The 24258-nt window shown below is 53.8% G+C and carries 23 protein-coding genes; 13 read left to right on the forward strand and 10 right to left on the reverse strand.

Going from position 1 to position 24258, the window contains the following annotated elements; genetic code table 11:
- The first annotated feature begins 113 nt into the window (after window positions 1-113).
- From argC to alr, 7 genes are all read left to right on the forward strand, one after another.
- On the forward strand, window positions 114-1163 hold the full coding sequence (gene argC, locus COMA1_RS12985; RefSeq protein WP_090749199.1) for an N-acetyl-gamma-glutamyl-phosphate reductase: 1050 nt from the start codon (window positions 114-116) through the stop codon (window positions 1161-1163).
- Window positions 1164-1220: 57 nt separating this feature from the next.
- Window positions 1221-2426, forward strand: coding sequence for a bifunctional glutamate N-acetyltransferase/amino-acid acetyltransferase ArgJ (gene argJ, locus COMA1_RS12990; protein WP_090749201.1), 1206 nt, complete (start codon window positions 1221-1223; stop codon window positions 2424-2426).
- A gap of 210 nt (window positions 2427-2636) precedes the next feature.
- Complete coding sequence (rpsB, locus tag COMA1_RS12995; RefSeq protein WP_090749203.1) at window positions 2637-3413, forward strand: 30S ribosomal protein S2; 777 nt, start codon at window positions 2637-2639, stop codon at window positions 3411-3413.
- A 64-nt stretch (window positions 3414-3477) separates the two neighbouring features.
- Window positions 3478-4074 carry a translation elongation factor Ts gene (gene tsf / locus COMA1_RS13000; RefSeq protein ID WP_090749205.1) on the forward strand — a complete coding sequence of 199 codons (597 nt, stop codon included), beginning with the start codon at window positions 3478-3480 and terminating at the stop codon, window positions 4072-4074.
- Window positions 4071-4796 carry a UMP kinase gene (pyrH, locus tag COMA1_RS13005; protein ID WP_090749207.1) on the forward strand — a complete coding sequence of 242 codons (726 nt, stop codon included), beginning with the start codon at window positions 4071-4073 and terminating at the stop codon, window positions 4794-4796. Before tsf ends, pyrH begins: the two co-directional genes overlap by 4 nt.
- A 19-nt stretch (window positions 4797-4815) precedes the next feature.
- Window positions 4816-5379 carry a ribosome recycling factor gene (frr, locus tag COMA1_RS13010; RefSeq protein WP_090749209.1) on the forward strand — a complete coding sequence of 188 codons (564 nt, stop codon included), beginning with the start codon at window positions 4816-4818 and terminating at the stop codon, window positions 5377-5379.
- A 31-nt stretch (window positions 5380-5410) separates the two neighbouring features.
- The gene (alr, locus tag COMA1_RS13015) at window positions 5411-6547 is read left to right on the forward strand and encodes an alanine racemase (RefSeq protein WP_090749211.1); all 1137 of its coding nucleotides are present in this window, start codon (window positions 5411-5413) and stop codon (window positions 6545-6547) included.
- A gap of 76 nt (window positions 6548-6623) precedes the next feature.
- Here the strand turns inward: alr and COMA1_RS13020 are convergent, their stop codons facing one another.
- From COMA1_RS13020 to COMA1_RS13040, 5 genes are all read right to left on the reverse strand, one after another.
- Complete coding sequence (locus tag COMA1_RS13020; protein ID WP_090749213.1) at window positions 6624-7988, reverse strand: OmpP1/FadL family transporter; 1365 nt, start codon at window positions 7986-7988, stop codon at window positions 6624-6626.
- A gap of 86 nt (window positions 7989-8074) precedes the next feature.
- Entirely contained in the window at window positions 8075-10936 is a 2862-nt protein-coding gene (locus tag COMA1_RS13025) for a hybrid sensor histidine kinase/response regulator (RefSeq protein ID WP_090749215.1), read from the reverse strand.
- 440 nt (window positions 10937-11376) lie between these two features.
- Window positions 11377-11685, reverse strand: coding sequence for an MTH1187 family thiamine-binding protein (locus tag COMA1_RS13030; protein ID WP_090749217.1), 309 nt, complete (start codon window positions 11683-11685; stop codon window positions 11377-11379).
- 9 nt (window positions 11686-11694) lie between these two features.
- A complete protein-coding gene (locus tag COMA1_RS13035; protein ID WP_090749219.1) occupies window positions 11695-12363 on the reverse strand; it encodes a precorrin-2 dehydrogenase/sirohydrochlorin ferrochelatase family protein in 669 nt (222 codons plus the stop codon).
- A gap of 221 nt (window positions 12364-12584) precedes the next feature.
- Window positions 12585-13130 carry an HNH endonuclease gene (locus COMA1_RS13040; RefSeq protein WP_090749221.1) on the reverse strand — a complete coding sequence of 182 codons (546 nt, stop codon included), beginning with the start codon at window positions 13128-13130 and terminating at the stop codon, window positions 12585-12587.
- Window positions 13131-13288: 158 nt separating this feature from the next.
- Between COMA1_RS13040 and COMA1_RS13045 the strand changes: the two genes are divergently transcribed.
- Both COMA1_RS13045 and COMA1_RS13050 read left to right on the forward strand, forming a co-directional pair.
- Complete coding sequence (locus tag COMA1_RS13045) at window positions 13289-13624, forward strand: Rieske (2Fe-2S) protein (RefSeq protein ID WP_090749223.1); 336 nt, start codon at window positions 13289-13291, stop codon at window positions 13622-13624.
- Between the two features lie 409 nt (window positions 13625-14033).
- On the forward strand, window positions 14034-15965 hold the full coding sequence (locus tag COMA1_RS13050; RefSeq protein WP_090749225.1) for a cytochrome c/FTR1 family iron permease: 1932 nt from the start codon (window positions 14034-14036) through the stop codon (window positions 15963-15965).
- A gap of 199 nt (window positions 15966-16164) precedes the next feature.
- Here COMA1_RS13050 and COMA1_RS13055 read toward each other — a convergent pair whose 3' ends face one another.
- Window positions 16165-16641, reverse strand: coding sequence for a hypothetical protein (locus COMA1_RS13055; RefSeq protein ID WP_090749227.1), 477 nt, complete (start codon window positions 16639-16641; stop codon window positions 16165-16167).
- A gap of 178 nt (window positions 16642-16819) precedes the next feature.
- Between COMA1_RS13055 and COMA1_RS13060 the strand changes: the two genes are divergently transcribed.
- From COMA1_RS13060 to COMA1_RS13070, 3 genes are read left to right on the forward strand one after another with little or no spacing between them, the layout of a single operon-like run.
- Window positions 16820-17263 (forward strand): gamma-glutamylcyclotransferase family protein, encoded by a 444-nt coding sequence (locus COMA1_RS13060; protein WP_090749229.1) that lies wholly within the window; start codon window positions 16820-16822, stop codon window positions 17261-17263.
- 58 nt (window positions 17264-17321) lie between these two features.
- Window positions 17322-17648: a (2Fe-2S) ferredoxin domain-containing protein gene (locus tag COMA1_RS13065; protein WP_090749231.1), complete on the forward strand. Its 327-nt coding sequence runs from the start codon at window positions 17322-17324 to the stop codon at window positions 17646-17648.
- Window positions 17649-17708: 60 nt separating this feature from the next.
- Window positions 17709-18221: a MogA/MoaB family molybdenum cofactor biosynthesis protein gene (locus COMA1_RS13070; RefSeq protein WP_090749233.1), complete on the forward strand. Its 513-nt coding sequence runs from the start codon at window positions 17709-17711 to the stop codon at window positions 18219-18221.
- Between the two features lie 72 nt (window positions 18222-18293).
- On the opposite strand, the gene COMA1_RS13075 is transcribed toward COMA1_RS13070, so the two are convergent.
- Both COMA1_RS13075 and COMA1_RS13080 read right to left on the reverse strand, forming a co-directional pair.
- Window positions 18294-18728 (reverse strand): CBS domain-containing protein, encoded by a 435-nt coding sequence (locus COMA1_RS13075; RefSeq protein ID WP_090749235.1) that lies wholly within the window; start codon window positions 18726-18728, stop codon window positions 18294-18296.
- A 253-nt stretch (window positions 18729-18981) separates the two neighbouring features.
- Window positions 18982-19911 carry a PhzF family phenazine biosynthesis protein gene (locus COMA1_RS13080; RefSeq protein WP_090749237.1) on the reverse strand — a complete coding sequence of 310 codons (930 nt, stop codon included), beginning with the start codon at window positions 19909-19911 and terminating at the stop codon, window positions 18982-18984.
- A gap of 65 nt (window positions 19912-19976) precedes the next feature.
- On the opposite strand from COMA1_RS13080, the gene COMA1_RS13085 reads away from it, so the two are divergent.
- A complete protein-coding gene (locus COMA1_RS13085) occupies window positions 19977-20273 on the forward strand; it encodes a hypothetical protein (protein ID WP_245631077.1) in 297 nt (98 codons plus the stop codon).
- 61 nt (window positions 20274-20334) lie between these two features.
- On the opposite strand, the gene COMA1_RS13090 is transcribed toward COMA1_RS13085, so the two are convergent.
- Both COMA1_RS13090 and COMA1_RS13095 read right to left on the reverse strand, forming a co-directional pair.
- Complete coding sequence (locus tag COMA1_RS13090; protein ID WP_090749240.1) at window positions 20335-22287, reverse strand: B12-binding domain-containing radical SAM protein; 1953 nt, start codon at window positions 22285-22287, stop codon at window positions 20335-20337.
- 35 nt (window positions 22288-22322) lie between these two features.
- Window positions 22323-24221: a B12-binding domain-containing radical SAM protein gene (locus COMA1_RS13095; RefSeq protein ID WP_090749242.1), complete on the reverse strand. Its 1899-nt coding sequence runs from the start codon at window positions 24219-24221 to the stop codon at window positions 22323-22325.
- Between the last annotated feature and the right edge of the window lie 37 nt (window positions 24222-24258).

The raw sequence follows: 24258 nt of genomic DNA on the forward strand, positions 1-24258 counted from the left end.
GCAGGAGGCACCGATACACGAAAGGGAAGGCCTCGGCCTTCCCTTTTTTATGTCGTTGAGCTGGGTTCTCCATCCGAGGAATCAAGGCTGATGATCAGCGTAGAGGTTGGATGATGGGAAAGAATGTACGAGTCGCTATTGCGGGAGCAAGTGGGTATGCCGGTGCGGAATTGGTGCGTCTGGCTTCGGCTCACCCCTATTTCACGATTACCGCGGTGACCTCTGAAAAGTCTGCGGGGCAATCGGTGGCGTCCGTGTTCCCCAGTCTCAAAGGGATCGTGGAGCATCGGTTCGAAGCGCTGGCACCGGAAGCGTTGGCGGACCGCGCAGATGCGATTTTTCTCGCTCTTCCGCATACCAAGTCACAGGATCCGGTCGCCATTTGCATCAAGGCCGGCAAGTTGGTCGTGGACCTCAGTGCTGATTATCGTCTGAAGGATGTGGGCGCGTATGAACGATGGTATCAGACCACGCATGCCTACCCACAGCTCCTCAAGGACGCGGTCTACGGGCTACCTGAACTCCACAGGCGCGACATTGCACAAGCAAAACTCGTCGCATCACCGGGATGTTATCCTACTGCTGCGATTCTTCAACTGGCGCCGCTTTTCGCCAAGGGATTGGTGCAGCCGGAGACGATCGTCATCGACGCCAAGTCCGGGGTGTCGGGAGCAGGACGAAGTCCGGCCCTCCCCTATCATTTCCCTGAGGCGCACGAATCGCTCGAACCCTATAAGATTGGGCAACATCGTCATACACCTGAAATCGAGCAGGAACTCTCGGGTTTGCAGCAAGTCGGCCCGGTGACCGTGACATTCACCCCACACCTTGTCCCGATGAATCGGGGGATTTTGAGCACGGCCTATTGCAGACTGACTCACGCGATGCCCCTAGCGGAGCTCCGAGACTTGTACCGAGAGTTCTACAAAGGTGAACGATTCGTTCGATTGTACGAGGATATCGTGCCGAACCCACGCTACATCAAGGGAACAAACTACTGTGATATCGCGGTGCACGCGGATGCACGGGCGGGATGGGTCGTGACTGTGGCAGCCGTCGACAATCTTGTCAAAGGAGCCGCGGGGCAAGCCATTCAAGCGATGAATCTCATGCTGGGTCTTCCGGAAGAGACCGGCCTGACTGCCCCCGGTAGCTATCCGTAAGCCTCTCATTGCTGACAATCCCAGTCTCGACTGGTCACCCTCACGGAGCCTCGCTCTATGAAAGCAAAACAGACCGGCATTACCGCCCCGCAAGGATTTCAAGCCGCGGGTATTCATTGTGGGATTAAGAAACCCGGACTCCTCGATCTGGCGCTGTGCGTTTCTGATGTGAGCGGACCGATCGCCGGAGTCTTCACGAAGAATCGTGTGGCTGCCGCTCCAGTGCTGCTCGATCGTCGCCATCTGCGTCAGCATTGCGGGCGCGCGATCGTCGTGAACAGCGGGAACGCCAACGCCTGCACGGGAGCCCAAGGATTGGTCTCAGCCACATCGATGGCGAGGACGGTTGCTCAACAGCTCTCGATCCCTCTTCATCAAGTCTTTGTCGGATCGACCGGCGTGATCGGACGCACACTCCCTATTGACCGTATCACGACAGCGATCCCCACATTGTGTTCGCGTCTCAGTGTAACGGGTGGTGGTCAAGCCGCTCGGGCCATCATGACGACCGACTTACGGCCCAAGACCGTCTCGGTTCAAGCAAGGATCGGTGGTCGCGTGATCACGATCGGCGGGATGGCCAAAGGGTCAGGCATGATCCATCCCGATATGGCCACGATGCTCGCATATTTCACGACCGATGCAGATATCACCCCCCCTGCGCTGCAACAGGCCTTGAAGGCCGCAGTCGACCAGTCATTCAACTGCATCACCGTGGATGGGGACACCAGTACGAACGATACCGTCCTGTGTTTGGCAAACGGCCTTGCAAGGAATCGGGTCATCGAACCACAGAGCCGTGCCTCTCGCGATTTTGAGCGCCTCCTGACCGAGGCGGCACAGACCTTGGCCTTACTCATCTGCCGTGATGGAGAAGGGGTGACCAAGATCGTCAAGGTACTGGTTGAAGGGGCCAAGACGCGCGCTGCCGCGAAACGCGTTGCGGCAACCGTGGCCACGTCCAATCTGGTGAAAACCGCTCTCTTTGGAGAGGATGCCAATTGGGGAAGAGTCATGGCGGCCATCGGACGATCAGGCGTTCCGATCAATCCGGCTAAAGTGACCGTCAGGTTCGACGACATACGGATGGTCACACAGGGTATCGGAATGGGGCTCGAGGCCGAGCGCAAGATCGCACAGGTCTTCAAGCGGAAAGAGTTTACCATTGCGGTCCATCTTGGCCTCGGTACGGCATGTGCCCATATGTGGACCACGGATCTGTCGTACGATTATGTCCGCATCAATGCGAGCTATCGATCTTAGCCTGTGAAGACCGTTTGTCGCTTGAAACCTCGCTGTGACTATGGTAGCGTCGCCGATCGATATCTGACAGGGGTCGCGTTCACAGAAAGAGAACCGGCCGATTATTCAACTCAATAACAGCGCGTTGTTCGCTGTATGGCTTGAGAATAAGGGAAGCGATTCCCTCGCCCGTTTAGCGGGCGCTCTGCAAGCCTGGAGGAAGGTGAAGGCATGGGGGTAGTGGCAATCAAGGAATTGTTGGAAGCCGGTGTGCACTTCGGACATCAAACCAATCGCTGGAATCCCAAGATGAAGAAATTTCTCTTTGGTGAACGCAGCGGTATTTATATCATCGACTTACAGCAGACCCTCACGCGAATGGAACAAGCCTATGCCTTCGTTCGAGATCTCGTTGCAGGCGGCGATTCCATCCTCTTCGTCGGGACCAAACGGCAAGCTGCAGAAATCCTTGAAGAAGAAGCAAAACGAGCCAACATGTATTTCGTCAACCAACGGTGGTTGGGGGGGATGTTGACCAATTTCCAGACCATTCGCCGTAGTATCGATAAAATGAAGAAAATGGAAACGACCTTGCTCAACCCAAGCGAGCATGGCCTGAAAAAGAAAGAAATCCTTCTTATGCAGAAGGATATCGCCAAACTCCAAAAGTATTTGTCCGGCATTAAGAACATGCGCAGCCTTCCGGGAGCCGTCTTCGTCCTCGATACGAGGATCGAAAAGATCGCGGTTCAAGAAGCGACGCGTCTTGATATTCCGGTCATTGCGATTTTGGACAGTAACTGCGACCCGGATCACATCACCTATCCCATCCCTGGAAATGACGATGCGATCCGTTCCATCAAGCTGATCACGTCAAAAATTGCCGATGCCTGCATCGAAGGCGCCCATGTGAAAGCACAACGCGAAGAGGCTGAGTTCCAAGCAACGCCAGCCTCTTCCGGAGAGAAGAAACCGGTTGTGCGTTCTGAAGGCGTCGCAATATCCTAAGCCTCGTGCAGAGCAGTTCATCAATGCGTTTATTTCAAACTTTCGTGTGAAGGAAGAATGAATCATGGCAGGATCCAGTCAGTTAGTGAAAGAACTTCGTGAAAAAACAGGGGCCGGCATTCTTGATTGTCAGAAAGCTCTTACCGAAAACGATAATGATGTTGAGAAAGCCATTGACTATTTGCGGCAGAAAGGCTTGGCCGCCGCCGCGAAGAAAGCAGGGCGAGAGACGAATCAAGGTCTCATTCATTCGTATATCCATATGGGGGGAAAGATCGGCGTCTTGATCGAAGTGAACTGCGAAACGGATTTTGTGGCTCGCAATGAAGAGTTCAAGGCCTTTGTCAATGATCTGGCCCTGCAGATTGCCGCGGCAAAACCCACCTTTGTGAAGCGCGAGGATGTTCCCGCCGACATGGCTGAGAAAGAAAAAGTGATCTACGAAGGCCAGGCAAAGGAAATGGGCAAGCCACCGGCCGCGTGGCCCAAGATTGTTGAAGGAAAATTGGAAAAGTTCTATCAGGAGAATTGCCTGATGGAGCAGTCCTTCATCAAGGATCCGGCTGTGACCGTCAAGGATTTACTTGCCCAAAAGATTTCGAAGATCGGTGAAAACATGAACATACGCCGATTCACCCGTTATCAGTTGGGCGAGGTATGAGCTCTGCCAAATACCGCCGCCTCCTTCTGAAAGTCAGTGGGGAGATGTTGGCCGGTGAGCAGGGTTACGGCATCCAACCCTCCATTCTGGAAACTCTTGCCGCAGAGATCGCCTCGGTCGTGGCCCTTGATGTTCAGGTGGCCCTTGTCATAGGAGGCGGCAATATCTTTCGAGGGATCGCCGCGAGTGCAACGGGTATGGAACGGGCGTCAGCTGATTATATGGGGATGCTGGCGACCGTACTCAACGCCTTGGCGCTTCAAAATGCATTGGAACGCATCGGAGTTATTACCCGAGTTCAATCTGCTATCGAAATGCGCCAACTAGCGGAAGGTTACATACGGCGGCGGGCCATTCGCCACCTCGAAAAAAACCGGGTGGTTATTTTTGCCGGTGGTACCGGAAATCCTTACTTCTCAACGGATACGGCGGCTGTTCTCCGAGCCATGGAAATCAGTGCGCAGGTCATTATGAAGGGCACAAAGGTCGACGGGATTTATGATGCAGATCCGGTCAGCCACCCCACGGCAAAGAAGTATGACGAGATTTCCTTTCTCTCTATTTTGAATCAGAGTCTCAAAGTGATGGACTCGACGGCCATCAGTTTGTGTATGGATAATAAGCTGCCGCTCGTTGTCTTCAATCTCAAGGTTCCCGGTAACTTCAAACGAGTGGCTTTGGGTGAGCCGATCGGGACCTCTGTCACGATCGGTACTCGCTGATCCCATTACGAGGTGTGTCATGTCCAACGCTGCCCCGGTTCGTCAGGCCTTCGTCTCACATATGGATCAATCACTCGAGCATTTACGGAAGGATCTCTCCGGTCTGCGAACTGGGCGAGCGTCCGTCGCGCTGCTCGATGGGATTCGTGTCGATTACTATGGCACCATGACCCCGCTCAAACAGATTGCCAGTGTCTCGACCCCGGAAGCTCGATTGATTACCATCCAGCCTTGGGAGCCCCAACTGATCAAAGAGATTGAGAAAGGCATCGCGAATGCCGGCCTAGGTGTGACGCCATCCAATGACGGCAAGATCATTCGAGTTCCGCTTCCTCCGTTGACCGAAGAGCGGCGCAAAGAATTGACGAAGATCTGCAAGAAACATGGTGAAGACGCGAAAGTGCAGCTCCGTGGATTCCGAAGAGAAGCGAACGAAGAGTTGAAGAAACTCCAGAAAGATGCGAAGCTCACCGAGGATGAATTACGAAAGGCTGAACAAGAGACCCAGAAACTCATCGAACAGTATGGACAAAAAGTCGATGATATCATCAAGAAAAAGGAACAGGAAATCATGGAAGTGTAGGGTGGCTTCCTCCTGACCCTCCTTTCCTTCCATGTCGAGCACCTCGAATTTTCACCCAACCTTCGCGACGGTTGACCTAGCAGCCCTCAGCCATAATCTCTCACAGATACGAAAGTGTCTTCCTCCTGGCTGTACCGTCATGCCTGTGATTAAGGCCAATGCCTATGGGCATGGCGCCATCGAGACCGCACAGGCGCTTATTCGGCAGAACCTGGATCATCTTGCTGTCTTTTCAATCGATGAGGCGATTGCACTGCGTCAGGCTGGAATCGCGGTGTCGATCGTTGTGCTTGGACCATTCGTCCCTCAGCAGATTGAGGACATCATTGTCCATCGGCTTACTCCGGTTGTGAGCGATCGGTCTCTACTTGAGGCGATGGCCGACGTGACTCATGCGCGACCAACTCCCTACCCGATTCATCTGAAAGTCGAGACCGGTATGAATCGGCTCGGTCTGACGCAGGATGATCTTGAGACTTTATTCAAAAAGCACATGTTTCCTCCTTCGTTGCATCTCGAAGGACTCATGTCACACCTGGCCGATAGTGACGGTGATGCGCAAGATATCACTGAGGCACAAATCGCCCGATTCAACCAGGCCCTGAACGTTGCCCGTGGCGAAGGATATGAGGTTCCTCTGGTTCACTTGTCGAATAGCGCGAGTATCATCCGATTTCCCTCGGCTCACTATACGATGGTCCGTCCCGGTATCATGCTGTACGGCTACCACACGCTTCCACGTACGATACTGGTGCCTGATTTGTGGCCTGTGCTCTCGCTCACGACCTGTATCGCGCAACTCCGTCTTATTCGGCCCGGTGACCGTGTGAGTTATAACGGAACCTTCATTGCACAAAAATCCACACGCATTGCCGTGCTTCCGATCGGGTATGCTGATGGGTTAAGCCGGCGTCTCTCGAATCGAGGGGTTGTCCTCATTCGAGGACAGCGCGTTCCGATCGTTGGACTGGTATGTATGGATATGGTGATGGTAGACATCACCAACGTTCCTGATGCGGCGGTTGGTGATGAGGTCGTTGTTATCGGGCAGCAAGGAGGAGAGACGATTACAGCCAAGGATATTGCCGAGTGGACGGAAACGATCCCGTACGAAGTCCTCTGCGCGATCCATCCAAGAGTTCCAAGACGCTATCGGCACTCTTCATGAGCAGGGACCGCTCTCAAGAGAGCGATGGTTCGTTGTCAGAAGAAACGGATCATCGGATCCAACCATGCCCCGATGTTTAAAAACTCACCCGGATAGACAGACCTCCAGCGTGCAGAATGGTATCGTAGCGCCCATTGACCGGCGCACGAACTCCTGAAACCCCTGAAATGGTCCGTGGCTCGTAGAGAAAGGCTTGATAGAACAGATCCAATCCGACAAGTTTTGGCTTGACCGGTCCTACTCCAAGGCCTCCGCATGGTATGAGGCCTAGAAATGAGCCGTTCTCCCGACAGATCAATCCAATCCCGCTTGAAATGACATGCAGGTCGGCAGATGGGACCCCAGGATTGAAGGTGAGATCCGGCACTTGCGTTTGCTGATTGGTATACCCACCTCGCACTGAAACTTCCCATCCTGGCAGCCGCTCAAGTTGGAGCCATCTGTACTCCGTTCCAACCAAAATGGTGTATGTGCTTTTCCAATTTTGCGGCTGTGGAATCGTGAATCCATTTGCGAGATGGATATCGAGACTTCTGACGGATTTCCAGCCGACATAGTCCACGTTCAACTCCACTTTCCACTCGCGTTCTGGATTCCGGATCGGCCATAGCGCAATACCACCCGTGATGACCTGGGGTAACACCAAGGTGGTCGTTGCGTCTTGGATCTTGGCGCCATTGGCTGAAAAAGCCCCATCCAAGTGGAGGGTGGCCTGGCTTCTGTAGACCACGGCAAGATTTGCGATGGGCTGTCCTGCGCCGTTCCGAATCGCGGTATACAGTCCCCCGACATTGAATCCGGGTGCTGTGCCCTTGCCGTTGAACTCAAGCTTGCCTCCGGCCGGCACCAACCCACCGGGAGAAATCGACTGCAGTTCAGCATGTCCCTCTCCGAAAAAACCAGCGAAGGTATAGATGTCGGCTCCCGCGCCGATTGAGAAATCCTGAGTGACCTGATAGGCAATCGTGGGCTTGATATCAAACAACGGCAGCGCCGTAAATGTGGTGATCGTTCGAAGAGGGCTGTTGTCCGGCCATCGCATCACCGACCCAAATGGTGTGGTGATTCCGATCCCGACTGTCACGTTCCCAAGCGAGGAAAGCCCCAGGTCTTGGAGATTTGCAGTAAGGTAGCCATGACCAGGACCAGGCCATGCAACGGTGCCATCATGGTCGCCGGTAGTGGTGACTCCGGTCGGACTACGAAAGTCGGTGGCCCCTCCCACCAGACTCAGCCCGCCCATCAATTGAATTCCCCGTAATTGTGTCATCCCGGCTGGGTTGTAATGAAGCGCTGAAGGATTGTCGGCTTGCGCGGCAAATGCGTTACCCATCCCGGAAGCAGCAGCCCCCTGCCCATAGACGCGGGGAACCTGGGCCGAGACCGGTGCCGTGATGCCGACGAGGATCGTGAGCGCGAGGAGCATCAGCCCCCATTTCATACTGCTCTGACCATCATACACAGTCGGTAGCCCTCCTTCCTCTAATCAATACGGTCCGATACTGCTTCGGCTTGTCCACCGTTGCCTCAGGCATGACCGAACCACCGATCCATCGTTTCTTGGAGTTGATGAGTATCGAATGGTTTGAGCACATAGGCTTGCGCCCCTAACCCAATAGCCTTCATAGCGAGTTCTTGAGACCCTGACGCCGTAATCATGAGAATCGGAAGGCGTTGGTTCGTCATACGCACCCGCCTTAAGACTTCCAGGCCATCGATTTGACCGATCCCGATATCGAGAATCATCCCATCGAACTCTTGTGAGTGGAGTAAGGACAAGGCCTGTCGGCCATCGAGGGCAGAGGAAGGAAGGTACCCGCCGGCTTTCAATCGATCATGCAGCAATTGCTGAATATCTGGATCATCATCGACCACAAGGATATGTCGATCGGTCGTTTGCGGATCAGGGCGATGCGGTGTGGTCGCTGAATGGATCGGAATGGTAAAGGACAATTCCGCTCCACCCTCCGGACGGTTGCGTGCCGACACCTCCCCTCCTTGAAGTTCAACCAATGTCTTGACGATAGATAATCCCAGGCCTAACCCTTTTGGACCAGTGCGATGACCTTGTTGAATTCGGAAGAACGGATCAAAAATCTTATCGAGGCATTCCGGAGGAATGCCCGGCCCGGTATCGCGAACCAGCACGGTGGCCGTTCGGTGGTTCGGCATTGCGCAGATCACGGTGATCGTTCCACCCGAAGGCGTGAATTTGATGGCATTTTGGACCAGATTCACGACAGTCTGAATCAGCCGATCTCGATCCGCCCACACGACGACCTTGGTGTCGGCGCTGTAGAACTCCAGGGCCTGTTGCTTCGCGTGTGCCAAGGGCCTGAGTTGTTCCAGCACATCAGCGAGGCAGGGTTCAAGTTCCACATCGGCGGGATGCACCTCTAACCGTCCGGTCTCGATCCTCGTACGATCAAGAAGATCTTCGATCATGCGGACGAGGCGGTCTGAGTTCTCCGACATCCGTACAAGATAGCGCTGTTGTTTTTCATTCAGGGGCCCAGTCAGTCCATCCAATAAATTTTGAATGAATCCCTTGATCGAGGTCAGCGGAGTTCTCAGTTCATGGGACACGTGTGAGAGGAATTGAGCCCGCAACCGATCGGCTTGCTCAAGCGCCTCTGTACGTTCCTTAACTTTGACCTCTAATCCTTCATTCCACTCTTCAATTTGTTGGTAAGCGGACGCGTTGTCGAGCGCGATGGACACCTGACCGGCGACCGTCGTCATCAATTCCAGATCGTCTTCCGTGACGGTTTGATTATGAGAGCGATCAACGGTCAACATTCCCCAGATGCGGTCCTTCGCCTTGATGGGAACGACGACCAGCGCTTTGGTCTTGCTCAACTCGGCCAAGCGTTGATTGAGAGGATGGAGCCGATGCCGAATCAGCTCGATGTCTTTCACGAGCAATGGTTGGCCTCGGAGAACCACGGTTCCTTCAGGACTATCCGGATCAGTAATTGGAATCCGGCAGGATTGGGCGAATGTTTCCACCTCCGCCGGCCCACCGATGAGTCGAATATGCTGGACAGTCTGATCACCCGGATCAAACATAGAAACCATGGCACTATTGTAATTGAGCTCATGTGTCAGAGCCTCTAAGACCTGATGGAGCAAGGTATCTCGCTCAAATGTCGAGCCGAAAGACAGTCCTGCTCGATGAAGTGCCGTCAGCTGAGCCACTTTTCGGCGCAGCTCCACCCGCATCTGTTCTTGCTCCAAATAGGCTTCGCGCAATTCTTCATGACGCGACTCGACAAACGCAATTTGCTCCTGAATCAGTGCTTCGCGCCGTTCGCTCTCTCGCAGCAGCCGTCGATTGACCAAGATGCCGATGACGAGGCTTGGACATAGTCCGACTAACAGGACTTCGCCAAGGCTGACCATCGGATTGACAATGCCCACCCCTGCCATGAGGACAAGCCCCACCAGGCCTCCCCAGAGAAACCATGTGAAATGTTGCTGAGCAGGCGTTCGGGGTTCAACTTGCAGGGAGGCTGTTGCTAAGAGGCCAGCTTGCGCGTTGTCTGTGTTGGAGAACGCCTTCTGGTTCGGCAGGAGCGGTCGCGCTTGTTCTAAGAGGGCTGTTGTACGCCAGAAGCGTTTGCCGTACCCACGTTCTTCCTGCCATCGAATGGTCCACTGGCACCAGGCATCGTCATTTCCGATACAGGAAGTTTCAATCGTCTCTGGTTGAGAGAGACCATGAATTCGACTGGCCATCGCGATCATGATGCCCTGCGCAGACTGGCACACAAGACACGCACAACGTCTCCGATACGGACCAAATTGACGAAGCGTTCGATCCGTAAACCGCATTGCCACCACGGCAGTGGTGCTTGTGACCTCTACCACTCGGAATTCGGCGGAACCAGAGGTGAATTTGTTCCCAAAGTAGGGAAACATGGTGAAGATCTGCGAGATCGAGAAGGGGCGAGTCAGCGCAAGCATGATGGGAGAGATCTTTTCCGCCCCGGCCTTGAAGGCGAAGCGCGGGTCGCCGGAGATGCGCTCGCAGAACTCGTAGAGATAGCTGGTAAATTCGTATGAATAACTATTCCAGGGATTTTTTAAGAACTCAGGCGTCACATGATAGACAGGGTCTTTGATACGATCATTCAATAGTTGGCATAACTCCTCCACGGCCTCTTTTCCCGCCAACTCTCCCCGCTGGGATGTGATCAATTTCTCCAAGAAGACCGTGACAGCCCTAATGCTGACTCCGCTGAGATCCCTGATCGTCTGCCCCTGCTCATCCAGACCGAATGGACGAAACACCATGGCGCTCTGTTCAAGAATGGTTCGATCTTTGGGAAACAGGTCAATTGTGGGCAGGGATTTGGATTCGACGTGGTCCAGCGTACTGCTTATCATGGTGTCATCCTCTCCAGGACAGAGACCCCACCCTGCAGCTTGGCGTTCGTTCCGGTTGGAAGCGCATGAACAGGAATCGCCTCGTCAAAAGTGGCACGCTAGTCACAAGACCAATTAATCAGCTGGTTACACCTGGGTAGTGTTCGGGTTTCTTCATCAACGATGTTGATGAACACACCGACGTCTTTTATCCACAATCTGCTACGACGAGCAGGTCACTGGCGTGACTGACAGGACAATTTTCCTACCGGAATAGCACGTATGACCTGGCGAGTATATCGACGCCCCCTACGCTTTGCAATACGAAGGGTACTCCCCTCGCGTCAGTAGGACAATACCGGTCAAAAGATGGGACACTCAGGGGGACAATTAGTTGAGTAAGGGACGGGGTCCTCGTGTACCCCCCCTCCGATCAGGCGAGCGATGGAGAGTAGGATCGTCTACTGTCTGATCGACCGCTTAAGTTTTTTTTCGACACTCGCGACTTTGCTCTTGAGACGGCCGGAATGCCCTTTTCGGTAATCGACCTTGATTGTGCAGGAAATACGGTTGCAATCCTTCTTCATCCGTTTATAGCATTGCTGTACCACCGAAAAGACTTGTTCCCAGTCCCCTTCTAAGACCGTCCCCATGGGGTTTAATCGATAGGCGACTCCGCTCTTATCGATGATGTCCAGGGATCGGGCGACATACTTCCCGACGCTTTCACCTTTACCTAACGGCGACATACTGAACTCCAGCAATACCATCGTCACTCCTTATTGTGATTTGGCGCTGGTGCCAGAGGGCACACTCGCCACGGTTTCTGCCCGTCGTTCGGTCCACACGGTCGGATACCGCACTTTCCCGAGAAAGCGAAACCCGTCCAGGGCTTCCCGAAGTAGTGCCCGTCGTTTTTCGGCATCCGGCTCATTCGCTTTGGCCTGTTCTCGTAGCTGTCCCAGCCACTCGACGAATTCCACAAATTCAGCATCAAGGATCCGTTCCAGATCCTCCTTCATGAATCCAGAAAGGGCCGGCGCAATACCGCTTGAGCTAATCGCCACCCGAACATGTCCTGCCGCCACTACCGCCGGCATCGTGACGCTACTGGCTTCCGGATAGTCGACCGACCAGAGCAACACCCTCTTTTCTCGGGCTTTTGCAACCAGCATCTGTGCGAAATCCCGGTCGCCTCGAATGGTGTTCAGGATAAGAATCACATGCTCCAAATCCGTCTCACGGAAATGACGTCCCCGATGGATGATCTTCCCGGAGGCCGCCAACTGGCGGAGCGGTTCATTCAGTGTCGGGCTGAGTACCGTAACCCGTGCACCGGATGCCAGCAGACGTTCGGACTTTTCCGAGGCCTCCTCATCACCACCAATAACCAGAACCGGCCAACCTTTGACATCCAAGACCAAGGGAAAACCAGGATTGGCAATCATTCTTCAAACTCCCCTCAGAATCAAAAATCCTAGTATCTGAGAAGAGACGGCTCTCATGCAAGTGGAATTCACAGCCCCTATTCTCCTCTTTTTGGGTGGAACGTGGCTATAATATCGGAAGGTCAGAGTGTGGCACGAATGAGGTGGGAATATTCCTAAAGCCGGCGATGATTGTTCGTGAGTGGACGGGACCGGGTAGTTCTTCTGCGATGAATGAGGCGTTACGTCCCGGCTGGATCTGCATCCAACTCCAGGTTCCAATAGAGATAGTCACGCCAACTTTCCGGTGTATTTCTGATGCCAATGGTGATGGTAATGACGGGATTCCAGCGAGGCTTCACCGGTTTCTTTTTCAACTTCATCCCAGCCTCCTCAGGCGTGCGCCCGCTTTTCCGGTTATTGCATCGCCAACAAGCCGTCACGATATTTTCCCAGGTCTTTTTCCCGCCTTTGGCAATGGGAACCACATGATCAAACGTCAGTTCTTCCGTTCGAAACTTATGGTAACAATACTGACAACAGTATCCGTCGCGCGTAAAAATATTGATGCGGGAGAACTTGACGGCCCGATGGCTGTCCTTCAATCGCACCAGTTTCAGTAGCCGCATGACTGAGGGAAGTTTGATCGACAAAGAAATTCCATGAATTTCACGATCGTAGACCTCCAGCACTTCGACTTTCCCTTGCCAGAGGAGTGCGATCGCTTTTTGCCAATGTACAACCCGTAGGGGTTCGAACGTGGAATTGAGCAGGAGGGTCATTTCCATGCAGCAACCTCATCTTCACTCGAGCTCCCGAATTTGGGAAAGGCTCGTCTGATGGGCCCAGCTACATCACAGGTGTTTCTATGCCATAAGGTTGCAATGAAATCAAGTAAGGACGCTCCTATTGCGGCGTCCCGTCGATGAAGGAGAAGTCATTTCCCATGAGTGAATACATAACCGTTGCGTCCGTCTCCGAGATTCCCGCCGGCACGGGACGGACTGTGGAAGTCGGGGGAGTCTGGGTCGCCGTGTTTAATCTGAATGGGACATTCTATGCGATTGATAACGCCTGTCCACACGCTGGTGGTCCACTCGGTGAAGGCAAACTCTGCGACACGAACGTCGAGTGTCCTTGGCACGGGTGGAAATTTAACGTCGTGACCGGAGAGCGCGTCGGCAACCCGAACTTTCAGGTCGCTCGTTGTGATGTACGTGTCGTCGACGATCGGATCGAAATCAGACTTCCACCAGAGTTGCAGTTTCCTCCATCGAATTGATTCCGTTGATGGGTGCTCCAACTCTCAGTCCTGAGAAATACGGCCCCCTGGCCTTCGCCAGCTAGTCATGCGACTTCCGCTAATAGCCATAAACTCTACTAACATCAATATGTTAATAGGGTCCAGCCATGGAGAGAAATGAACGTGAAGAACCGGACGATCAGTCAAAAAGTGAGCGCGCACACGCTCTTGCAGATTCTGACAACTTTCCTTTAGTCTGTACGAGGCCATTCTGCTTGTACCTCTGGTTCAGCAGACTGTGGCACCAATAATACAGAACAGACCTAAACCGTAACCACGGCGACGCTCACACGGCTGATCAATAATAACGTTTATCATCTTCAGTAAGATCTTCGTGTAGAGAGACCGTGAATACTTACGGTTCGAGTCCATCAACAATGCGCTCGTGATGCAACCCTTTCGTTTCACTGCAGTTCTCTATTGCTTGGCTATCATGCTACTGGTAGCGCCTCCCCAAGGTATCGCACGGGCAGAAGTGAGTGACGGCGACAAGGCACAAGCCATCGTCCACGTGCTCGACTATGTCGGCGTCGACTACCCTGAGTCCGTGCAGAACGGTCAAGTGATCAAACAGGAAGAGTATGCAGAGCAACGCGACTTTGCGGCCCAAGCCCTCACACTCCTCGGCCAGTTATCTCCTGTGTCTGAGCAAGAGGTGTTAGTGCAGCAGGCACGTGAGCTGTTGGCCCACATCGAGGCGAAGGCGTCAGGAACCGTGATTTCTACTCTTGCGAATCAGCTGCTCGTTCGCGTCATCGAAGCATGGAAGCTGAGCGTGGCGCCGCGTCAAGCTCCAGACCTTCGACGTGGTGAGACCTTGTTTGTGCAACACTGCGCTGCCTGCCACGGTACGCAGGGGAAGGGCGATGGGCCATTAGCCAAGGGAATGGACCCAGCTCCCCGTAACTTTCACGATGAGAGTCGGATGCGTCAGCGTAGCCTCTATGGGTTGTACAATACGATCACACTTGGTGTACGTGGTACGCCGATGCGCGCATTCGGGGAACTGTCCGAAGCAGACCGTTGGGCGTTGGCCTTCTTTGCCGCCACCCTGCGCGCCGATCCCGTTCTGGTGGCCAAGGGTGAGGGATTCTGGTTGCAAGGACAGGGGAAAGCAGATTTCCAGACCCTACGCACGTTCGTCATGACCACACCTGTCCAACAGGCTTCTGCCGGTCCATCGCTTGATGCCGTGCGTGCCTATCTTACACAGCAGCCGCATGCGCTGGAGACTGGAGCGCACGAACCATTGGCCTTCTCGCGCCTGAAGCTTGAAGAGACGGTGTTCGCCTATGCCAATGGTAACCAGGAAGGTGCTCGGCGCCTCGCCATCGCCGCCTATCTTGAAGGGGTTGAACTGGTCGAGTCGGCGCTGAACAATATTGATGCACCGCTGCGTGTGGAAATAGAGCGTGAAATGATGGCCCTTCGTACGGCTATTGCAGAGGGCTCAAGCGTCGAGTCCGTGACCGCGCGGACAACGAAGATCAAGATATTACTCGACCGTGCGTCGGAGAGACTTTCTGGCAGCAATTTATCTCCGAATACGGCATTCGTGAGTTCACTGTTGATCTTACTGCGCGAAGGGTTGGAATCGATTTTAATTATTTCGACCATCATCGCCTTCGTCGTCAGGACTGGCCGACGCGACGCACTCCCCTACATCCACGTCGGCTGGATCGGAGCCGTGGCGCTTGGCGTTGTGACCTGGAGCTTCGCCCGCTATCTGCTCGGCATTTCTGGTGCGAATCGTGAGGTAACGGAAGGCCTCACAGCATTGTTGGCCGCGGCCATGCTGCTCTACGTGGGATGGTGGTTACACAGCCGCTCGAACGCGCAGGCATGGAACCGCTATGTCCGAGAACAACTGAACAGTGCGTTGGCCACACGGACGCTCTGGACGATGGCCGGGCTTTCCTTCCTCGTCGTGTACCGAGAGTTGTTTGAGATGATTCTGTTCTATGAAACGTTATGGTCACAGGCCGGGGCAGTCGGGCACAGTGCGGTGGTCTGGGGCATCGCCATAGCAGCGGTGCTGTTGGTGCTGATCGGTGGTATGATTCTTCGCTATAGCGTACGTCTACCGATCGGACCGTTCTTCACCGTCGCTTCAACTCTCCTGGCGGTAATGGCCATCATCTTTGTTGGGAACGGCATCGCGGCGCTCCAGGCGGCAGGTGTTTTGGACGTGACGAATGTTCGTTTCTTCTCCCTCCCGCTATTGGGTATTCACCCGACCATACAAAGCCTTGTGCCGCAAGCACTGATACTCGCCCTAATCGCTGGTGGGATTTGGTCTAACCGAGAAAAAGCTGATTAGGTCACACAATCGCGGGATGAATGCTCCTCGGAAGCGCCTGCCTTAAAGAAAAAAGTGCTGTTCCTGATGAATTCCCCCCCCCACTCTCTCTCCTTGCCTAGAGAGAGTGGCTGTACGTCCAAATCCCAATTGAATTCTTTAACTCTATCAGGTCCAGCTCGTGGGGCTCCTTAACACTGCATACGGGCTCGAATGTGGGCTAGGACGGAGGAGGAAACGGTGGAGCCGACTGTGGGTCGGAGTCTGGTGCTTTGGGAGTGACCCCATCGGCCGGTAAGGAGGCAGCATTCACCTTCTTGAGGTCGAGGTGGGCGTGCCAAATAAATTCCCGTTCAAACCATTGGCCGCGCACGCTCTGATCACGGAGCTGAACCCGAATCTCATAGATATGCCCTTCGACTTGTTTGACGCGCCATTCGCCAAGTCGAACGCCCTGCCCACGCCCTTTCATACTTCGTACGTGCTCGTTCATGGCATCGAAAATCGAGGGAAACCCGATGGCCGGATGGTTCTGTACAAGGGCCAAGGCTTCAGCCTCTTGCGTCGTTCTCAATGGGGACGTCGACGGCAACGACATCCATGCATAGTAGAGTCCGCTGAGCAACAAGACGGCCACAACGGCATAACGGATGACGTGGGGGCCCAACGATCGTAAAGAAGTTACGCTGTGACTCATGTGTGTGAAGATCGGTGCTGGAAAATCCTTCGCTGCCTTGCATCTTAGGAAGATCCGGAATGTCCTGTCAATCCGACCAGAGTGCGGATGGCCGGGCAATCTGCTTGTCTGATGAAAAGCCGATGTGTTACAAGTACCTTTGCGTTCCAGCAGAGTGCAGATAGGATGACTAGCGGGTATGAAGTTCTTTTTGTACGGTGATCTCCTCAATCCATCACAGCTCCAACGGCGAGCTCCGGAACATCAATTTCTGTACCGTGCGACGCTATCGGATCATACCGTCAGGTTTTGTCGATGGTCCTCGCAATGGCGCTGCGGACTCGCCAGCATCGTCCCTTCACAGGGTGAACAAGCATGGGGCGGCGTGTTCGAGTTAACCGATGAAGATGTGAACAGCATGGATCAGTTTGAGCAGGATGTCCCTCAAGGCGCCTACCGTCATCTCCAGGTGACAGTGTTGACCGAAGCAGGAGAAAAGGAACTGGTCACGACCTATGCCGCCAACCCAATCGGGAAATTCAAGCCAAAGGATCACTACCTTGATTGGGTGCTCAAAGGACTCAAACAGTGGAAATTCCCAGAGAGTGTCATTCAGCAATGGGAGTCATATAGGCCACGGTAACATGTGAGTCGACGGCTGAATACAAACCGCCGGTGGCTCAGCTTACATAGAGGAGATTATGCCAAAACCCAAATATCACATTCTTGTCTGCACGAATTCTCGTCCCCCTGGTCACCCTAAGCCCTCATGCGGATCAGCCGGAGCTGCACAACTGCTCATGGCCTTCAATATGGGCTTGATGCAGCGCGCGGTACCTCCAGGACAGGTCTTGGTGAGTGCGACTGGTTGCCTTGGTCCTTGTGAACAGGGTCCGACTGTGGTCGTCTACCCAGACAATACCTGGTACTCCAAAGTCACGGAAGCAGACGTCGCGACGATTCTCGATGAACACGTGACGAAGGGCACACCGGCGGCTCAACTCAACCCCGATGCGGTGTGGAAATAGCAGTCATCAGAAGCAACCACGTGCCTTGTAGCAAGTCGGCAATAATATAACCAACCCGCTATGACGATACCTACGGTTCATGAACACAAAGCCCATGCACCCCGATCAGTCGGATGCATGATTATTACCTGCAGCGACACGCGTATGGCCGATACGGACAGCAGCGGCCAGCTCATTCAAAAGCTACTCAAAAACCAGGGGCATACGGTTGTTGAATATCATCTCGTCAAAGACGATCCCGCGCAGATCCAACTATGGATCGCGCGGGCAATGACGAACGAGGCCGTCCACGCCTTGATCATCAATGGAGGGACTGGGGTTTCACGGAGAGACAGCACATTCGAAGCCGTTGATGCGATGCTGGAGAAACGGCTCCCCGGATTCGGTGAAATCTTTCGGCTCTTGACCTACCAAGAAATGGGATCGGCTGCCATTATGAGCCGAGCCACCGCCGGCATTATCAAAGGCCGGTGCGTCTTTTCCATACCCGGTTCTGAGCATGCTGTCAAAATGGCGATGGACAAACTCATCCTTCCAGAACTTGGCCACCTGGTGCAGCAACTCTCGAAGTAACGGTGAGAGGGGTTGTTGGGGGGAGCACTAGAAAACTTGGTACACGCCCCTACCCTTCCCCCCTCAGTCTTTCTAGTCCTGCGTAATCTTCGGTTCGTCATAGGATATCTCTGTAGAGATCTTTGACTGCGCGTAGCGTTTATAAAACGACAACACGTCACGTACAGAGATCACGCCGGTAATCTCGCCGTTCTTACTGACGCCAAGATGGCGTACGCCTAATTCAGCCATCATCGATTGGGCGTCATCAATGGATGCACTTCCCTCGATCGTGCACACCGGCGCCGTCATAATTTTCTCGACTGTCATTTTTCCTAATGGTTTTCCCGATGCAACAGCCCGTCGTACAATATCGGTATCCGTGACGATCCCCACGAGCTGCTTTCCTTTTTTGATGAACAACGATCCGACTCGTCTCTGACGCATCGCCTTGGCGGCACTTGCGATGGATACCTTGGGCCCGATCGTTTTAGGCCCTTTTGTCATGATTTGTGCGACGGTAGACATGGCTTCCTCCCTGATGAATGGATGCAGTTTCGACGGATGAACGCCGGCCACGCTCAAGTTGCCTTGGGTAAGAGTAGCACAGAATACGTGGCGAGCTCAAAACAGGTAGCAAGAAGAACCGAACGCTGGAATCGCTGTGCGCAAGTCCTCGACGAACCGATGTTGAACAACAAGAACCTCAAAGTTTCGAGAGCCTGGATGGCATGGATCGAAGCAGAAGCGCCAATAGAGGGTTACCGACTCACCACGCTATTTAAAATCGGAGCGTACCCTCCACTACCATCACGCAATGCCCGCCGACTTTGACCCCTTGAATGACATCATTGTCCGACTCCACCTGGACAAGAATCCTCGAAGGTCGGTCAATCTCATAGCCTTGCTCGACGAGAATCTCCGTAGTGGGACCCACCTCAACGATCCCATGGTGAACCAAGTAGGCCCCCAACGCACCGGCAGCACTCCCTGTCGCAGGATCTTCCAAGATACCGATTTTGGGCGCAAACATCCGCGCATGGACCGAGGTGAACGATTCGACCGTCACTGTCGTGAACACCATGATCCCATTGGCGCCAAATCGTTCGCAGACAGGGGTAATCGCAGATGCGTCAGGAATGATCGATCGTACAGCCGTGAGAGTCCGTACCGGAACGATCAAAACCGGCAAGCCAGTAGAGACGACCTGAAGTTCCCAGTTGGTTTCGACCACTCCGGGTTTCGGCAAGCCGAGCGCTCGACCAACCGAATACACCTCGTCAACCGCCTTAATTGGCTCGAGAAACTCCGGCTTTGGCTGAGACATCACGACCCGCACAACTCGCCCCTGCTCACTGTGCACTTCAATAGGAAATACGCCGATGTTACATTCCTGCATGAGGCAGGTGACACCTTCTTTCAGTGCAATCCGTTTAAGATGGGCCAGTACATAGAAGGTGCCCAGCACCGGATGGCCGGCAAACGGGATCTCCTGTGTTGGGGTAAAGATCCGTAATCGTGCAGCTGCGACAGGATCAATCGGTGGAAAAACAAATACCGTTTCCGAAAGATTCATTTCACGGGCGATCTGCTGTAGTTCGTCGTCCTTCAGTCCATCCGCCTCTGGGAACACCGCCACTGGATTGCCCCCGAACGGTTGAGTCGTAAACACGTCTGCCTGATAGAAGTTCAGTGTCCGTTGTTCGCCCATCACCCCTCCTGAAATTATCTCAATCACCGCGAAATGCTAGTTTTTAAAACGCAAGATACCCCACCATGATTGACAGAACCCGTCCGCTTTGGCACACTCCGCCGGTGGATTCGATCACTGAGCAGGACATCGCCCATGCCTTAGACGTCTTGGGGCTCACGCACCCCTTCACGGTCGAAGACCTCGAACGGGCGAAGCGCGTGCAGCTCTATACCTGGACCCCCTCGCGCTATGCGGGCCTGACCAATAATCCTAGTCAATATACACAAGAGTTTCGAAAAGCAGAAGAGATGACCAGAACAGTTGAGGCTGCCTACGCTCTGATTTCCACTGTATTCATCCCTGACGATTCCGACCAATAGACTGACGGAATTTGCTGAACGTCTCTCGTCTCAGCCGTCCTACATCCACACAGGTGCCTAGTTAACTAGCCTCGTGGCTGGTGACTCGCGACATTCCTTCATCACCGGACGATTGTGCCACCGGCCAGGTAATCAAGCCGGAGACCCCGTCGGCTGATCCAACAGGCTGCGTCTGCTGCGCATAGATCTGCGGCAACTGGTTGGTCCCGTATTTTGAAATGTACAGAAATACATGCTCGCGTGAGTTCACCCGCACGGCCCATGGGTGAAAATCGCGTTTATAGAATTCTTCGCACAGCTGCATCGCATCGAGGCACGATAAGGTACTCGGATCGTTCAAGGTGTAGTAGTAATCGAGCGGGAGATCGTACTCCTCTTGCTTGTGGATCGTAATCCCGAATTGCTCAGGATGCCGCACCATCGGCGTATGACGATAGGCCACGAAATAGAACAGTTCCAGCGAATGAATGACCGGCTGATTCTCCAGCACGAACTGTCGGGTCTCCATCGCCTCCTCGAACGTTTCACCGGGGAAGCCGTAGAAGGCCATCACATGGTTCCAAATCCCCGACTTGGCCGCCATCTCCAGATTGCGCTGGATCACGCTCTTCTTGGCATGCTTATCCATGAGATTCAACACACGCTCATTGGCCGACTCCATTCCATAGTAAAGCGTGCAACAGCCGGCCTTGGCGGCGAGATCCCACATGGCCTGCTCTTGCAGTGACTCTTCAAATCGAATGAGCGTCGTCCATTTGATCCCTACATCCTGATCAACCAACAGCTGGGACACTTTCTTAAACAAAGCCGGTGGGTAGGATTCGTCGCTGAATAAAAAGTGTCGGCACTGGTACTTATCTCGTAGCGTCTTGATCTGGTCGACCACCAGTTGAGCCGGCATTCCACGATACTGATCGAAGTAACCCTGCCCATGGTCACAGAACGTGCACCGTCCCCAGTAACAGCCACGCGTCGCCAAGTAGGGAATAATCAGTTCAGGAACGAAGTAGCGATCCAGCGGCATGCCATCAAAATCTGGTAGTGGCAGCGATTGCGTCTTTTCAGTATAGACCTCTGAATTCCGGTGAAGGCCCGATGTATCTCGATAGATCAAGTTGGGTACGGACGTGATAGGTCGCTGTCCATTCAATGCCTCAAGTAGCCACAGCAGCGCATGCTCCCCTTCATAGAGAATCGCGGAGTCAAACACGTCTGTAAAGAATCGCTCATGATGCACCAGGTCTTCTTGAAGACGTGTGATGATGTTGCCGCCCACCAATACATGGATGCCCGGGAATGATTCCTTGATCAATTTCGCAAAGGTGAGTCCAGCCAGTAACTGCATCTGCGTGCCGATGGAGATGCCGATGACATCAGGCTGTTCTTTGGCCACTTCAGGGAGGACCAATTGGTTGCAGAGATCTCGATAGACGTTCACCTGCTCATCCTCCAAACAGGCAAACACTTCTTTCGAGACACCGGGGCGATAGCCGAGGTTGCTTTCCATCGGATAGAACACGAGCGAGGCAGGATAGTAGGCGGCAGAGATATAGGCCATCGTTTCTCGGAAAGTATTGAGCGCCCCTTCTAATATCTCAGCCTGGTAGAATCGCTCGCCACGAACAATCTGCTTGGCGTCTTCAGCTCGATCCGCGAGATCGAACACATCACGCTCATAGGTCTGCTCCACCACGGCGAGTTGATTCATCTCTTGTTCAGTCAGTGCACCGGCCTTCTCTTTCGCTTGCAATCCTTTCAGCTGCATGCCTAACCGAGCTTTCACCCAGATCAAAAACTCCATGCTGAAGAAGTGGTCCCACATTCCGATATTAATATCGCGTTGGATAACCGTGTGGCCCGCTTCACGCAGCACAGCGGTCAGTGAAGGCAACGCAAGGTACGGCGCCGTCGGCACCCACTCAGGCGGAAACAGCAACATGACCTTGGACTTCTTCCGATCCTCTTTTTTGATCGGAACCAAGCCGTCGATTTGTACAAGTCCGTTACTGCTCATGGTGTTTTCCGAATTCTCACCACTCAGAACTGAGCTTACATTTTCCCTGCGAGAGTTATTGTGACACCAACAGTTTTCACTGATGTATACTGGAGTTTTGATAGCTTATCTAAACCAAATCTTGAGATATAGAGAAAGATGTATTCGCGCGTATAGAGCCGTAGATCCCATCCGGGATTGTGGTTCCGTTCGAATTGTTCGAACACGCGCTCCGCTTCTTCAATACTCATCCCGTTCTTTACGGTGTAGTAGTAATCCAGCGCCAAGTCCCACTCCGGATTCTTGTAGGCCGTTACGCCCCATTTCTCCGGATGCTTCGCGACTGGGTTGTGCCGTCCGAGATCGAACGTCCCGAACCCGAGCGAATGCACATGATCCTTATTCTGTTCAAGAAACTGCACCGACTGCCAGGCTTCTTCCTTCGTCTCTCCAGGAAATCCGAAAAAGCCCATGCAGTGATTCCAGATCCCCGCCTCCGCTGTCAGCTTGAGGTGCTTGGTCATCACCTCAGCGGTCGTGGCCTTATCCATTAGCTGTAAGACGCGCTCGACGCCGGACTCATAACCAAAGTGGAGGTACTTGCAGCCCGATTCCTTTGCATCCTGCCAGACCGCTTCATCCAACAGGCTTTTCTCGAACCGCATATGAGTCGTCCAGACGATGCCCATCTGGCTATCAATCAATCCACGCGTGAGCTTGCGGAACAGCGCCGGTGGATAGGACTCGTCGGTGAAATGGAAATGCGTCGTGCCGTATTTGTCGCGGAGATACTTGATGTCCACGAGGGCATCCTGGATTTTCTTGGACCGATAACCGGCCGTGTACCCTTCGCCATGGTCACAGAACTCGCAGCGACCCCAATAGCAGCCTCGCGTCGCCAAATAGGGCAAAATCCTCGTCGGCACGAAATACTTTTCAAGCGGGAGACCATCGAAGTCCGGAGGCGGCAACGTTGCCAGATCTTCCGCATAGCTCGTGGCCGAGGTGTGGATACCGGTCTCGTCCTTGTAGATGGTATTCGGGACCTCGGCGAGACTCCGCTTGGCCCCTACCGCCGAGACCAGCTGCACGAAGGCGGTCTCCCCTTCATAGACCACGGCACTATCGAAGTACTGGAACAGCGGCGACTGGGGTAGCACATCGCGCAGCCGGGTCACTGTATTGCCACCGATCGTGATGTGGATGTGAGGGAAGTGCTGCTTGATGAGGGCACAGAACGTCATGGTCGAGAACATCTGCTGCTGCAAGACGATCGAGATACCGATCACATCCGGCTGCTCTCGCTCGATCGCCGGCTTCACCAGATGATCAAACACATCGCGGTAGATATTCACCTGCGTATCGTTCACCGCGTCGATGACTTCCGACGAAACAAAGACCTTATAGGACAGGTTCGTTTCCATCGGCGGCATGCAAATCCGCGCCGGGAAATAGACGAGCGAGGCGACAGACATTACTTCACGAAATACTTGAAGTGACCACTCTAACTTATCAACATCATAGAACTCTTCACTTCTTATAATTTGCTTCGCCTCTTCAGCTTCCTTGATCAGTTTTTCCATCCGTGGACGGCTGATATCGCAGAGCGCGAGCTGCACGCCTATCTCGGCTTCGCTCAACTCCCGCTTCTTTGAAAGCTTCCTCAAGCGGTCGAGTTGCTGCGGTACGCGGCGAAGAACTTTCTTGAGAAAGTCCTCACTGAAGTACCAGTCCCACATCTCGCAGTTGATGTCTTTCTGAATCACCGTATGGCCGGCCTGGCGGAGCACGGCGGTAAGGGATGGTAAGGACAGGTATGGCTCTGAGGGAAACCAGTCAGGCGGGAAGATCAGCATCACTTTCATCTTCCGGCCGCTGGTCGATTCAAACTGTTGGCGATTGAGGAGAATCAGCTCTTTGGAAGCGCGGTTGCCCTTGGAATACTCGACTTTCACGTGGGATCTCGTCCTTCTTCTGTCCGGCCACGAAGCG

The organism is Candidatus Nitrospira nitrosa, assembly GCF_001458735.1.
Classification (GTDB): Bacteria; Nitrospirota; Nitrospiria; order Nitrospirales; family Nitrospiraceae; genus Nitrospira_D; species Nitrospira_D nitrosa.